The organism is Lentzea xerophila (assembly GCF_051094245.1).
Lineage (GTDB): Bacteria > Actinomycetota > Actinomycetes > Mycobacteriales > Pseudonocardiaceae > Lentzea > Lentzea xerophila.
The window spans coordinates 3,496,139-3,510,298 of the sequence record NZ_CP194934.1; the positions used below are offsets into that span (position 1 = coordinate 3,496,139).

Here is a 14,160-nt window from a genome sequence, read left to right on the forward strand (position 1 = left end):
ATGACTGCAACGCCCAACGGTGACGACAACGGCCTGGCTCGGCTGCGGGACGAGCTCGACAGCATCGACATCCGGTTCCTGGACGCTGTGCGGGACCGCATCGAGGTCTGCGTGCGCATCGCACATCACAAGCGGGAGAACGCGGTGCCGATGATGCAGCCGCACCGCATCGACGCGGTCCAGCGTCGTGCTGCGAAGTACGGCGCCGAGAACGGGATCAGCGAGGCTTTCCTGTCCCGCCTCTACGACCTGATGATCGAGGAGACCTGCCGCGTCGAGACCGTGGTGATCGAGGAAGGAAGTCACGGCGAGGAATCCGTTTCCGGGGCCTCGCAATGAGTGGCCCCGTTCGGACACTCCTGGTCGACAACTACGACTCCTTCACGTACAACCTCTACCAGTTGCTGGGCGAGGTGAACGGGCAGCCACCCACGGTGCTGCGCAACGACGTGGACTGGTCTTCCCTGCACCTCGGGGACTACGACAACATCGTGATCTCGCCCGGCCCCGGACATCCCAACCGGCAGCGGGACTTCGGCATCAGCGCCACCGCGATCCTGGACTCCCGGTTGCCGGTGCTGGGCATCTGCCTGGGGCACCAGGGTGTGGCAGAGCTGTTCGGCGGATCCGTCCAGCACGCGCCCGAGCCGATGCACGGAAGAACCTCCAGCATCTATCACAACGGCGAAGACCTTTTCGCTGGACTCCCGTCACCGTTCTCCGCGGTTCGTTACCACTCTCTCGCGGTCACCGAACTGTCCGACGAGTTGATCGGCACCGCGTGGACGCAGGACGGAGTCCTGATGGCGCTGCGGCACCGCAGCAAGCCGATCTGGGGCGTGCAGTTCCATCCCGAGTCCATCTCGAGTGAGTACGGGCGCGAACTGCTCAGGAACTTCAGCGCGCTCACGTGGATGCATCGTGAGCAGGAGCGCGACACCCTGCCGTCTCCCCACGACCTGCTGCACGTTCGCCGGCTGGACTTCGCGCCCGACACCGCGACCGCGCACGCCGAACTCTTCTCCGGGAAGCGGTGCGGCTTCTGGTTGGACAGCGGCGCGGACGCCGAGGCGAACTCCCGCTTCTCGATCCTGGGCGACGGCACGGGTCCCCTTGCCGAGTACGTGACCTACGAGGTGGCGACTCGCACGGTGCGGGTGGAACGAGCCGATGGCGTGGTCGAGCATCGAGGCAGGGGCATCTTCGAGTACCTGGACGCGCAACTGCGCGCCCGGGAACTGCCTGCCGACAACGATCTCCCGTTCGACTTCAACCTCGGCTATGTCGGCTATCTGGGATATGAACTGAAAGCCGAGGTCGGGGCGCACGCCGAACACACCTCGGCCACACCCGACGCCGCACTGCTGTTCGCCGACCGGGCGGTAGTGGTCGACCACGTCGAGAACTCCACGTACCTGCTGGCGCTGGGCACGTCTCCAGGCGACCCGGATGCGGTGAAGTGGCTCGACCAGACCGCACACCGCCTCGAGCTGCTGCCCGCCGCGGAGACCGGCCGGCGGCATCCGCCGGTCATCCCCGCGGCGCTCGGGGAGAACTTCGTTCCGCGACACGATCGCGAGCAGTACCTGGCGCGGATCGACGAATGTCTCAAAGAGATCAAGAACGGCGAATCGTACGAAATCTGCCTCACCAACGTGTTCACCGCGAACGCGGTTCCCGACCTGGCGCACACCTATGGGCTGCTTCGGGACATCAGCCCCGTCCCGTACGGTGCGTTGCTCGATTTTCCGGACGTGGCCGTGCTCAGCGCGTCCCCGGAACGGTTCCTCGCCATCGACACCAAGAGGGTCGCGGAATCCAAGCCGATCAAGGGCACGCGACCACGAGGGGCAACTCGCGCGGAGGATCTGGCGTTGCGTGAGGAACTGCGCGACAGCGAGAAGGATCGTGCGGAGAACCTGATGATCGTCGACCTGCTTCGCAACGACCTGAACACCGTTTGCGAGGTCGGTTCCGTCCACGTGCCGAAGCTGTTCGACGTCGAGACGTACGCACCTGTGCACCAGTTGGTGAGCACTGTCCGCGGCCGGCTGCGGCAAGGGGTGTCGGCCGTGGAATGCGTCCGGGCCTGCTTCCCCGGTGGCTCCATGACCGGTGCGCCGAAGCTTCGCACCATGGAGATCATCGATCGGCTGGAGGGAGGGCCGCGCGGGGTGTACTCGGGTTCGCTCGGCTGGTTCTCGCTGAACGGGGCCGCGGATCTCAGCATCGTCATCCGCACCATCGTGGCCACACCTGAGGGCGTGTCCTTCGGAGTAGGCGGCGCGATCGTCAGCCTTTCCGACCCCGTCGAGGAGTTCGAGGAGACCTTGGTGAAGTCCCTCGCGATGGCGAAGGCGATCACCGGCTCTTCGTCCACCGGCTCCGCGTCACTGCTCGGCGAAGGCGAAGTGCGGCATGACAAGGACTGAGCTCGCGACGTCCCCCGGAGGCATCCGGCGCGCCGTCGTGGTCGGCGGTTCCGGTGCGGTCGGGCAGATGTTCACCGCGGTACTCGCTCGAGCCGGTGTCTCGGTGTGCGTGGTGGATCCCATCTCTCCTGCGTCAATGCCGCCGGGTGTCCGCTGGGTCGACGGTGACATCCGCGCACCTGGCGATGCCGTCAGCGCTGAGGTGGCGCAGGCGGATCTGCTGCTGCTCGCGGTACCGGAGCCGGTCGCGGTCGCGGCGGTACCGGTTCTGGCCGATTTGCTCCCCGAGAAGGCGTTGCTGGCTGACACCCTGTCCGTGAAGGAACGGATGGCGACCGCCATGCGCGGCTTCCCGGATCGTCAGGCCGTGTCGCTCAACCCGATGTTCGCCCCGGGACTCGGGATGCGGGGACGGCCGGTGGTGTCCGTGGTGTTCCACGGCGGCCCCTTGGTCGACGATCTGCTGGGTCTGGTCGAGGAGTACGGCGGTCGAGTCGTGCGAATGGAGGCGTTGCGGCACGACCGGCTGGCCGCCATTTCACAGGCGCTGACGCACGCCACTGTGCTGGCATTCGGGCATGCGCTGCACACTCTCGACGCGGACATCGAGGAACTGATCGCGATAGCGCCCCCGCCCCATGCGACACTACTGGCTCTGTTGGCGCGAATCGCCTCTGGTACCCCTGAGGTGTACTGGGACGTCCAATCCGGAAATCCGCTGGTATCGGACGCGCATGAAGCACTTGCCGGCGGGGTGGAGCATGTGCGGAACATCGTCAGGAGCAACAGTGGCGCAGATTTCGAACGACTGATGCTCGATGTTGGGGACGTCCTTGGCGGACAACTGCAACACTTGCAAGGCACGTGCGCCCAGCTGTTCGCGAGCACCGCGCTCGTCGCCTCCGAGGGGAGAGCCTGACCAGTAAAGAGTTGCGTGCTGTTCAGTGAGTGACGAGAACGTAATGGGAAGCCACGAGAAGAGACACATGGAAGCGTTGAAAACAACCCTGCGTGGTTCGGCCCGGACCCTCGCTGTGGGCCAACTGATCAGCAAAACCGGCGACGGCGCGTATTACGTGACGTCGGCGCTGTTCTTCACGCAGATTGTCGGATTGTCGCCGGCCGAGCTCGGCCTCGGACTGACCATCGCCTGGACTGTGGCGCTGGCAGTCGGCGTGCCACTCGGTCACCTGGCGGATCGCATCGGCCCTCGGGAAACCGCGATCTTCTTCTTCTGCTGTGCGTCCCTGGCCGCAGGCTCCTACGTCTTCGTTCGTTCTTTTCCGCTGTTCGTGCTGGCGGCCACGGTGTACGCCATCGGGCAGCGCAGTGGCTCCGCGGCCCAACAGGCGCTGCTGGCCGGGGTCGTGCAGAAGGACAAGATCACCACGGTTCGGGCGTTCCTGCAGGCCGCGAGCAATGCCGGGCTGGCGTTTGGCGCCGCACTAGGTGGCATGGTGCTGCTTTTCGACACCCGTGAGGCGTACCTGACAGCGTTCGCGCTCAACGCGGTTGTCTTTCTTGTGGCATCACTGGTGCTGACCAGGGTGCCCACGGTCGCCGCGACACCGGTCAGCTCGGAGGGCGAAAAGTCCCGGTCGGTGCTGAAAGACCGTCCTTACGTCGCCGTAAGTGTGCTGAACCTGATCCTGGTACTGCACGGTCCGCTGATCGACGTGGCTCTGCCGTTGTGGATCGTGACTCACACCGAGGCGCCGAAATGGGTTCTGGCGGCGATGTTCGTCCTGAACACACTGGCCGTCGTCGCGTTCCAGGTGCGCGTGGCGCGCGGCGTGACCGACCTGACGAGTGCGGGGCGGTACGTGGTGAAAGGCGGCCTGTTGCTCGGTCTGAGCTGTGTGGTCTTCGCCTACTCCGGGAGCGGTAGCTCCCTGTGGTCCGCGGCGCTGCTGCTCCTGACCGCCGCCGCGATTCAGACCGGAGGCGAGATGATGCAGTCGGCCGGCACCTGGGAGATCAGCTTCGGTCTCACCCCCGATGGCCGGCACGGCCAGTACCAGGCTTTCTTTGGCTCCGGCCACACCGTGGCGGAACTCATCGGCCCGCTCGTGCTGACCGGCCTGCTCGTCTACTGGGGACCACCCGGCTGGCTCCTGCTCGGCGCGCTCTTCGTCGCAGCGAGTTTCCTCATGGTTCCGGCAGCGAAGTGGGGGGAGCGCCGGTTGAACGCCGGGAAGGCGACGGCAGGAGCATCTCCATCGGGTGCGGAATAGGCACTCAGAATCGGGGGAATTGTGTCTTCAGGCAGCTTTTCCGAGACAGTCGGGAAGATTTCATGGCCGCAGTCCTGACTCATTCGGCACTGCAGCAGCCGGAGTGGGTTGACCAGGCAGCACTCGCCGACGTGACCGCCAGACTGGCGGTCAGTCCTCCGTTGGTGACCGCGACCGCCGTGCGAGAACTACGAGCTGTTCTCGCGAGCGTGGCGCTGGGCAACGGGGTGGTGATTCAGGCGGGCGACTGCGCCGAGGACCCGGCGGAGCGGACAGCCGCACATGTGCGCGGCAAGGTGGCACTGCTCAACCAGCTGGCCGATCGCGTCGCGGGCATCACCGGACTGGACGTCACCCGGGTAGGTCGCATTGCCGGCCAGTTCGCCAAGCCACGATCCCAGCCGACCGAATGGGTCGACGGCCGGGAACTGCCGGTGTTCCGCGGACACATGGTGAACAGTCCGGTACCGGATCCGCTGCTCCGGCAACCCCAGCCCCGGCGAATGCTGGAGGGTTACCGCGCAGCACGGGAAATCATGACCCACCTGAACCGGGACACTCAGGTGTGGACCAGTCACGAAGCATTGTTGCTCGACTACGAATCGCCGATGGCGCGGCGCGATGAGCTGGGGCACAAGTTCCTCGCGTCGACGCATTGGCCGTGGATCGGCAACCGCACCCGTAGTCCTGAGGGTCCTCACGTCGCACTGTTGGCGGAGATCGTCAATCCGGTGGCGTGCAAGGTCGGTCCCGGCATCGCCGAGAACGAGTTGCTGGCCTTGTGCGAGCGACTGGATCCTGATCGCGTACCTGGCCGGCTGACCCTCATCGCGCGGATGGGCGTGGGCAGAGCCACGGAACAGCTGGCGAGTTTGGCCGGCGCGGTACGCGTTGCCGGCCACCCGGTGATCTGGTTGATCGACCCGATGCACGGGAACACAGTGAGCACCCCCGGTGCGCTCAAAACGCGATTCATCAAAGACGTCACCTTGGAAGTGCGGCAGGCGGTGGCGGCCATTCGCAGTGCCGGTGGAGTGGCTGGTGGCCTGCACATAGAAACCACGCCGCAGCACGTCACCGAGTGCGTGTACGACTCAGGACAGCTTGATCTGGTGGGGGAGTGCTACACGACGTTCTGCGACCCCCGGCTGAACCCCGGCCAGGCGTTGCTGGTGGTGACCGAGTGGGCAAGGTGCCTGATCTAGTGGCGCGGCCCGGAACGTGGGCTGGGTAGTTCACGCTCAGCAGGGCGCCTGGCGGCACCACGATGCACCCGTCTGACCGCGAATTCGCCCGGCAACGTTCCGAGCCACACCACTTGACCCGCGGAGGAATGTCATGACCCGCCATGTCTCGGCACCGCAGCAAGAGGCGCTGTGGTGGATTCAGCAACGGTCGTCCTGCAAAGATCTTTACAACCTGACCTGGCGGATGTCCGTCGGCAGTCTGGACGAGGCCGCGCTCGGCAGGGCGTGGCAGGCCGTCGTAGACCGATATGAGGCCCTTCGGACGGCGCTTGTGTACCAAGACGGCGCGGTCTGGCAGGAGATCCTCGAGAGAGCAACGGTCACCCTCAACGTGATGAGGTGGCCACCAGAAGCCCAGGACGCGGTGTCGCCAGGACATGACCTCCTCGACGAGGTGGTCAAACAGGTCCACAAGACACCGTTCGATCTGGGCAAAGCTCCGCTCGCCCGCCTCTCCCTGATCACCGCGGGCGAGCTCAGCGAGTTGGTGCTGACCGTCCACCACGCGGTGGTGGACGGCTGGTCGATGCAGCTACTGGTGCAGGACCTGGCCGAGGCTTATCACGCTGAACTGGCGCAACCCGGCAGCACGACTTTTCTCGAACCCCCAGTGCAGTTCACCGAATACGCGATCAGGGCTCGAAAGGCCATGGCCGACGGCAGCTGGCAGGAGGACATCGCCTACTGGGTGCACACCTTGGCCGGTGTGGAGAGCGCGACACCGATGCCTGATCGCGCGCGGCCGCCGCAGGTTCCTGGCACGCCGGGTGCCGTACTGCGTTACCCGCTCAGCTCGAAGGCATCCGGCGGCGTGGCCGCGTTGACCGACCGCGGTGGCATGACCCCGTTCGCCAGTTACCTGGCCGCTCTGTACGCCGTTCTCGGCCTCGGAGGTGTCCGCGGGCGGTTGGCAGTGGGCGTAGGGGTGGCCAATCGACTCAGCGAGCGCGACGCTGCCTGCGTCGGCTATCTGACCAATGTCGTCGTCGCGACGGGGGAGCTGCGTGCGGGCGACACCCTGGACGACGTGGTCGGCAGGGCACGCGACGGTTTCTGGGACAGCCTGCCTCACCAGCACGTCCCGTTCTCGTTGGTGCACAACGCGATGCCTGTCGCGGACAGGAACCGGCTGGGTGCGACGCCGGCTGTGCTGCTGACCTACCACGGGAAGATCGGTGCCGGTGTCCTGCTCGGGGAGCGGGAGACCCGGTTGAAGGCCAGCCCCAACACGAGTGCCGTCAACCACGTGACGTTGGGCATCTACGAAGAACCGGACGCGACCGTGATCGAGGCGGGGTACGACACCAGCCGTTTCGATGAAACCACTGTGTTCACCCTGCTCGCGGACCTCGAACGGGTGTTGGAGTCGGGAGTACGGGCCGAAGTGCCGGTCAGCGCCCTGCACGTCCGGTCTCGCACCACTACCGACGTGGCCACGCAGACCGGTCCTGCGGACGAGAAGCAGACTTCCTCGATCGAGGACGCGGGAATACCGGGGGCTGTCCGCGAGATCTGGTGCAGGACGCTCAGGCTGCCCACGGCGGAGACGGGAAGTGACTTCTTCGCGGCCGGCGGCCACTCCCTGCAGGTGTTCGACCTGTTCGGGGAGGTCCAGAAGGTCGCGGGGAGCCAGCTCGACATGATGGACTGGCTCGACACTCCCACGCTCGGCAAGCTGGTCGAGCTCACCGGGCAGACAGTCGCGACAGCACAGTCGAGTCTGCACAGCGTGCTGCTGAGGCAAGGCGAGCCGGACGAGCCACACCTGCACCTCGTTCATCCAGCGGGTGGTGCCGACCAGGCCACCTACAAAGACCTGGCGAACGCGCTGCCGGCGGGCTGGACGGTGACCATGTCCCCCGACGGGGATCAGGAGACCCTGGTGGGGATGGCCGACCACCACCTGGAGAACCTGCGCACCGGCCGGATGCCCGACGTGCTGGGTGGCTGGTCACTCGGCGGCTTGATCGGCTACGTCATGGCCATGCGCATGCGACAACTCGGTGAGACGCCGCCACCGCTGTTGCTGATCGACCCGCCCGCCCCGGACGGCAGCTCAGCAACCGAAGCAGAGCGCGAGCTGGATACGTTCATCTACACGGTTCTGCGCGCAGTGGATGCGCCGGCACTCGTGCCAACCGAGTTGCGGCTGTCGCCCGAGGACGTCGAGCACGGTCTGGGTGTGTTGGCGGCACTGCTGAACGCCGCGGGTTCCTCGCTGTCGATCGATGCCCTGCGGAGGCGTTTCGACGCGATCCGGAGGCACTGGACGGCCGTGGGTGAGTACGTCTCGGACGAACCGGTCGATGTCGCATCGGTGCTGGTGGCCGCCGAGCTGCCGGAAGAGGCTGTCGCACATTGGAAGTCCCTGCTCGGACCTGGCATGGTGCTGGTGGACGTGGATGCCGACCATTACGCGGCGGTCAGGGATCCGTTCGCGGCGCGGATCGCCGAAGCGGTCGTGGCGTGCCTGGAGGGCCGGGCCGGTTAGCCCATCATCAGCGTTGCCCCGGCAGCGATGGTCCACCCCGGCGGCAACAACACCTTCACCGAGCGTCTCCGGGCGGGGTTCCCGCGGTGGTGTTGCCGTTCTCCAGCGGCCAGTTCGCGCACGACGCCGAGCGCGCGGGAGCGGGGGTGTGCCGCGACCCGAACACGGCCGCGCCCGCTTTCGCCGTGTTGCGAGACGCGGTGCGAGCAGCCGGTCCCGCCCGGGGCGCTGCACGGTCTGGGAAAGCGTCAGTGGTTGTACATGGCTTCCAGCTTGCTGCGGCGGGAGGCGACGTCATCGGGATCATCGCCGAACACGATCAGGTGCACCGTGGTCTGCTTGATCGGGTTGTCGGTGCGGCGGGTGTCGTGGCCGCCGGTGACGAGGAGCCCTCCCTGCAGCAGTGCGGGCCGCAGGGCCGCGAGGAGGGCGGCGATGGGGGCGGCGCTGGTGAGTTTCGTGGACTCCGACGGCCGGTCCAGGGCGTCCGGGCGGACGGTGTGCAGCGCGAGCAGCGGGATGGAGCCGCTGGTGATGCGGAAGTTCAGGTCGAGCATGACGAGTCTGCCGTCGTGCGTCTGGGCGCAGTCGAGGCTGCACATGCCGCGGTAGCCGACGTCGGCGGCGCGCTGGGCGATCGCCAGGCATTCGGTGAGCAGGTCGGCGGGGAGGGGGACGACGAGCCCGAAGCGGCCACCGGTATAGACGCCGTCGGCGTCGATGCGCTGGTCGGTGACGGCGAGCAGGCGGGCCAGCCCGTCGGCGGCGACGTAGAGCTGCACGCCCCAGTTGCGGTGGATGTCCAGGTACTCCTCGACGACGACCTCGTTGAGGATGTCGGTGAACGCGGGCAGTGCCACGAGGTCTCCGGCGCGGTGCAGGTAGACGTCGAGGCTGGCGCCGTGGGCGGCGTTGGTGGCCGCTTTGAGAACCCAGGACTTCTCGGCAGGAATGGCCTCGGCGAGCTCGTCGATCGCGACGATCTGGCGGCGGGCCTGGAAGCGCGGGTCGACGAAGGTGCTGATGCTGGCCTTGTTGTTGAGGTAGCCGACCAGCTCGGCGCTCTTCACGGAACGTTCGTCGGGGCCCAGGCCGGCGGGCTGCGGGTATTCCATGGACAGGCGCAGGCCGTCACTGAGGGCTTCTCTGACGCGGAGGGCGAACTCGGCTTCGGTGCGGAACTCGCGCGCATCCGTGCTCACGGGCAGGCCGCCGTCGCGGAGGGTGGCGATCAGGTTGGGCTCGGTGCCACCGGCACTGCTGATGACGGGGGTGTCGGCGGCGACGGCGAGGGGACGGGCGGACAGGACGTCACGGGTGTTGCGATGCCTGCTCGACGGCACCGCCGGTTCCTGCGCGGGTCGTGCGCAGACGGCGATGTCGGGACCGTAGATGTCGGTGAGCGTGCGGGGTGCGGCCGTGGCCGACGAGACTGCCGAAGCGGTGATGGGGTGGTCTCCCTTGTGGGGGTGGTTCGTGAGCCTGGCGACGACGTGAAGTGGAGCGAGCTCTCCGGGAGCGGTAAGACGCGCCTGGACGAGGCGGTGTCCGCTGCGGGATGAAGGCCCGTCTCCCGGTGCGGATCGGGAGACGGTGCGGACCTCCACTGTCTCACGTTTCGACGGAACCTCCACCAGCGAGACCGACCAACACGTCGTGGCGGCGGTTCTTGCGTGGAACTGGCCGTCAGCCGTCGATCTTCTCGGCGGACAACAGGATCTTCGTGTCGCAGTCGACGACCGTTCCGGCCGCGATGCTCTGTCCCGTGGTCTTCCAGTTGCGGTCGTTGATGAGCAGTCGGCCCTGGCCGCCGGCGTCCTCCTCGGTCAGGTGGAACAGGCCGGCCTTCTGCATGGTGTCCTGCGCGGTCTGGTGGATCAGGCCGACGACGTTGGGCACCGTGCACGTTTTCACCGCCGGCGCGGCCGGAGGGGGCGTTGTCCGGGCCGGCGCGGCGGTGGTGGTCGCCGCTGACGGCTCAGGAGTGCCCGCGGCGGTGGTGGCGGGCTGCGGGGTCGAGCAGGCGGCGGTCAGCAACAGCAGAAGGGCGGCAACGGCGATGCGCATGACTGCCTGTCGCAGTACCCCCGGACATCTGTTACCGAGAGTCACCCGATCGGTCGCGCCGGAGCCGGGAACTCGACAAGGGGCCGCCGCCTTCGTGGCAGCGGCCGAGGCGGCGATGATCGGCGGAGGCTCCTCGTCGCGGCCCTACTCGAACACCCCGTAGCCCGCGACGGCGTGTGCCCGCACGCCGTCCATGTCGAGCTCCACGCCGATGCCGGGGGTGTCGGGCAGCGTGATGTAGCCGTCCTTGACGATCGAGCCGCTTCCGTCGGGAGCGCGGACGTAGCTGTCCCACACCTCGCGTTCCTCCAGAGCGTGCCATTCCTGGACGTAGAAGTTGGGGATGGCCGCGCACTGGTGCGACGTGGCCATCGTGCCCAGCGGCGTCGACACCAGGTGCGGCGCGAAGGGGATGTAGTGGAGCTCCGCGAGGTTGGCGATCTTCTTGGCCTCCGCCAGTCCGCCGCACTTCGGCACGTCCGGTTCGATCACGTCCACGGCGCCGCGTTCGAGCAACTCGCGGAATCCCCACCGCAGGTAGAGGTTCTCGCCCGCGCAGATCGGCGTGCGGGTCTGCTCCCGCACCCGCACCAGCGCGTCGACGTTCTCCGCCGGCAGCGGCTCTTCCAGCCACATCAGGCCGAACGGCTCGAGCTCCCAGGAGATCCGGCACGCGCTCGGCACGTCGTAGCGTGCGTGCAGGTCGATGGCCAGGTCGACGTCCGGTCCGATCGCCTCCCGGACGGCGGCCACGCGTGCGACCATCGACCGCAGCTCGGCCGCGTTGATCGTGTGGTTGAAGTCGTCGAACTTCGCGGGGTGGCGCAGGTCGTCGATGTCGAACTTGATCGCGGTGAAGCCCTCGGCGACCATCCGCTGTGCCCGGTCCACGCACCCGGAGACCGAGCCCGCCGGGTCGTCGCCGTCGCCGCAGTCGGCGTACAGGCGGATCCGGTCGCGGAACTTGCCGCCGAGCATCCGGTAGACGGGCTGCCCCGCCGCCTTGCCCGCGAGGTCCCACAGCGCGAGCTCGATCCCGGACAGGGCGATCACGAAGACCCCGCCCTGCGGCCCCGCGAAGACCCTGCTGCGGCGCAGCTTCTCCCAGCACCGCTCGACGTTGCGCGGGTCCTCGCCGATCAGCAGCGGCGCCAGGAAGTTGATCATTCCGACGACGCCGCCCGCGCCGGCGTCGGGATTGGCCTCGCCGAACCCGCTGAGACCCTCGTCGGTGTCGATCCGGACCAGCGTGGCCTCGCCGTGGTAGGCGACCACCGCCGTGGTGACGTTCACGATCCGCATTGCTCTCCCGTCGCCGGGTGGTGCAGGTGAACGGACTGTTGTGCTGCCCAACTTGTCCTATAAGCTGATGACATGCAAAGGGGACAAGAGTCTCCGGACGTTGTCAAGGTCCGCACTCTGCCGGTGCAGGTGGCCGCACACCTGACCAGGCGCATCGTCAGCGGCGAGGTTGAGGACGGCCGGGGACCGTCGGAGCTCGACATCTCGCGGGAGTTCGGGGTGTCCCGCGTGGTGGCCAGGGAGACGCTCAAGATCCTCGCCTCACTCGACATCGTCGACGTGGCGCAGGGCCGCCGGGTCACCGTGCGCTCGCCGGCGGAGTGGGACTACCTGAGCCCGTTGCTGGTCGAGTGGCTGCCCGCCGAGATCGTCGGCGAGCTGCTTCAGGAACTCGACCAGATGCGCATGCTGCTGGAGCCCGAACTCGCCGCGATGGCCGCGGCCAACGTCACGGACGAGACGCTGGAGCGGCTGCGGGACGAGCTCGGCCGCATGGCCGCGCTCGAGGCGGATCCCAACGCCTACCTCGAGGTCGACCACGAGTTCCACATGGAGATCTGCCGGGCGGCGAACAACCGCATCCTCGACCGGATCATGTACTCCGCCCGCTGGCTCGGCACGGCCAGCCGGCGCATCACGAACGAGGCGCCGGCCGCGCTGTGCAAGGCCACCGCCGACCACACGGAGATCTACGAGGCGCTCGTGGCGCGCGATCCGGAACGTGCCCGCGCGGCGATGCGCAAGCACCTGTGCAACAACTCCATGCTCCTCGCGGAGAAGGAGCGGCAGACCAAGCGGTCCTCCAGGCGGCGCTAGCGCCGCACGGTACCGAGCAGACAAGTTCGTCGAATTCACAACATGCACGACCCGGCAGCAGGGCGTGAGCCTCGCTGTCCCGCCGGTTGCAACGTCGCCCCGTCGGTACACGTCCGCTCGAGCGGACGTGAGAGGAGTTGTTGTCATGGAAGAGAAATCGGACTTATCGAGGCGCACCTTCCTCGGGATGAGCGCGCTGGGCGTACTCGGTCTCGCCGGGTGCGGGGGCGGCGGCCCCACCACACCGCAGGTGGACGTCCAGGTGCCCCAGGCGCTGCTCGACCAGGCGGCCTCGCTGCGCGGCGGATCGGTCGGGATGCTCTCGCAGAAGCTGTACTCGGAAGCCGCCAACCAGGCCCTGGACAGGTCGCTGCAGGCCTTCGCCCAGGCCACCGGCACCACGATCCGCAACGACCTGGTCTCCGGGGACGCCGGTGACATGGTCGCGAAGATGGACGCCGAGGTGAAGGCGAACACGACCCGCGACCTGGCCTTCGTGAGCGATCTGCGGTTCGTCGGCCAGCTGCACAACCTGGGCGACCTCACCGACGTCACCGACGTGGTCGAGGAGATGCGCGAGCTCTACGGCGAGCCGGCGACGGAGGCGACCAACTACTGCGTGTTCGGCGGCCGCTGGTTCGCGATCCCGTACCACTTCATCGCGACCGGGATGTACCTGCGCAAGGACTGGTACCAGGAGAAGGGACTGCCGCTCAAGCCGCACTACACGTGGGAAGAGCTGCGCGACAACGCCTTGGAGGTCTCCGACCCGGCGAAGAGGCGCTTCGGCTGGGGTCTCACGGTCAACCGCTCCGGTGACGCCAACGGTTTCATCGCCAACGTCATCAACTGCTACGGCGGTGCGATCGCGGACAACACCGGCACGAAGGTGGTGCTGAACTCACCGGAGACCGTCGCCGCCGTCACCTTCATGGGCGACATCTACACGGACCCGAAGTACGCGCCGATGCTGCCGCCCGGGATCGGGAGCTGGACCGACTCGAGCAACAACGAGAACTGGCTCGCCCAGATCCTGGGCCTCACGCTCAACCAGTTCAGCGTCTACGCCGACTCCAAGACCAAGAACAACCCGGTCTACGGCAACACCCACCCGTTCAACGGCGCCACCGGACCGGCGATCGACCAGCCGATCGCGTACGGCCAGTCCAACTCGTTCGTCGTGTTCAAGGGCGCGAAGAACCCCGATCTCGCCAAGCTGGTGGCGAAGTTCATGGCCAGTGGCACCGCACTGCTCGGTGTCGCGAAGGGAGCACCGTGCCTGGTGAACCCCGCGTGGGACAAGGTGTGGGACTCCGATCCGTACTACACCAGTGGTGACCCCGCGTTCGCCGCGCTGCGGGAGCAGACCCGCACGAAGCTCCCGCTGAAGTCCACGACCGGCTTCACGTTCCCCCAGGCACCGAGCCCCGGCGAGCAGGCCGCCACCGCCGCCTACCTGCTCACCGACATGATGCAGTCGGTCATCCAGGGCACCCGGCCCGCGGACGCCGTCGCCGCGACCCACGCGCGGATGGTCCAGGTCTTCGAGCAGCAGGGCTACCGGCAGTGAC

11 protein-coding genes are annotated in these 14,160 nt (G+C 67.3%); 8 read left to right on the plus strand and 3 right to left on the minus strand.

Translation table 11 applies throughout. The annotated features are described in order from the left end of the window. From ACRSBM_RS16565 to ACRSBM_RS16590, 6 genes are all read left to right on the plus strand, one after another. Positions 1–339 (plus strand): chorismate mutase family protein, encoded by a 339-nt coding sequence (locus ACRSBM_RS16565; protein ID WP_434444296.1) that lies wholly within the window; start codon positions 1–3, stop codon positions 337–339. Next, positions 336–2,432, plus strand: coding sequence for an aminodeoxychorismate synthase component I (gene pabB, locus ACRSBM_RS16570; protein ID WP_434444297.1), 2,097 nt, complete (start codon positions 336–338; stop codon positions 2,430–2,432). Before ACRSBM_RS16565 ends, pabB begins: the two co-directional genes overlap by 4 nt. Continuing rightward, positions 2,419–3,351 carry a prephenate dehydrogenase dimerization domain-containing protein gene (locus ACRSBM_RS16575; protein WP_434444298.1) on the plus strand — a complete coding sequence of 311 codons (933 nt, stop codon included), beginning with the start codon at positions 2,419–2,421 and terminating at the stop codon, positions 3,349–3,351. The genes pabB and ACRSBM_RS16575 overlap by 14 nt, the downstream gene beginning before the upstream one ends. A 67-nt stretch (positions 3,352–3,418) precedes the next feature. Beyond that, complete coding sequence (locus tag ACRSBM_RS16580; protein WP_434444299.1) at positions 3,419–4,666, plus strand: MFS transporter; 1,248 nt, start codon at positions 3,419–3,421, stop codon at positions 4,664–4,666. A gap of 62 nt (positions 4,667–4,728) precedes the next feature. Continuing rightward, complete coding sequence (locus ACRSBM_RS16585; RefSeq protein WP_434444300.1) at positions 4,729–5,871, plus strand: 3-deoxy-7-phosphoheptulonate synthase; 1,143 nt, start codon at positions 4,729–4,731, stop codon at positions 5,869–5,871. 133 nt (positions 5,872–6,004) lie between these two features. After that, positions 6,005–8,404, plus strand: a complete 2,400-nt coding sequence (locus tag ACRSBM_RS16590; protein ID WP_434444301.1) for a condensation domain-containing protein — start codon at positions 6,005–6,007, stop codon at positions 8,402–8,404. A 248-nt stretch (positions 8,405–8,652) separates the two neighbouring features. On the opposite strand, the gene ACRSBM_RS16595 is transcribed toward ACRSBM_RS16590, so the two are convergent. The 3 genes from ACRSBM_RS16595 to ACRSBM_RS16605 all read right to left on the minus strand — a co-directional run bounded on the left by ACRSBM_RS16595 (position 8,653) and on the right by ACRSBM_RS16605 (position 11,773). Further along, positions 8,653–10,011 carry a hypothetical protein gene (locus tag ACRSBM_RS16595; RefSeq protein WP_434444302.1) on the minus strand — a complete coding sequence of 453 codons (1,359 nt, stop codon included), beginning with the start codon at positions 10,009–10,011 and terminating at the stop codon, positions 8,653–8,655. Positions 10,012–10,090: 79 nt separating this feature from the next. Continuing rightward, on the minus strand, positions 10,091–10,471 hold the full coding sequence (locus tag ACRSBM_RS16600; RefSeq protein WP_434444303.1) for a PASTA domain-containing protein: 381 nt from the start codon (positions 10,469–10,471) through the stop codon (positions 10,091–10,093). 144 nt (positions 10,472–10,615) lie between these two features. Then, the gene (locus ACRSBM_RS16605; RefSeq protein WP_434444304.1) at positions 10,616–11,773 is read right to left on the minus strand and encodes a mandelate racemase/muconate lactonizing enzyme family protein; all 1,158 of its coding nucleotides are present in this window, start codon (positions 11,771–11,773) and stop codon (positions 10,616–10,618) included. 72 nt (positions 11,774–11,845) lie between these two features. On the opposite strand from ACRSBM_RS16605, the gene ACRSBM_RS16610 reads away from it, so the two are divergent. Continuing rightward, the gene (locus ACRSBM_RS16610; protein ID WP_434444305.1) at positions 11,846–12,589 is read left to right on the plus strand and encodes a FadR/GntR family transcriptional regulator; all 744 of its coding nucleotides are present in this window, start codon (positions 11,846–11,848) and stop codon (positions 12,587–12,589) included. 187 nt (positions 12,590–12,776) lie between these two features. After that, positions 12,777–14,159: an extracellular solute-binding protein gene (locus ACRSBM_RS16615; RefSeq protein ID WP_434444306.1), complete on the plus strand. Its 1,383-nt coding sequence runs from the start codon at positions 12,777–12,779 to the stop codon at positions 14,157–14,159. The last annotated feature ends 1 nt before the right edge of the window (position 14,160 follow it).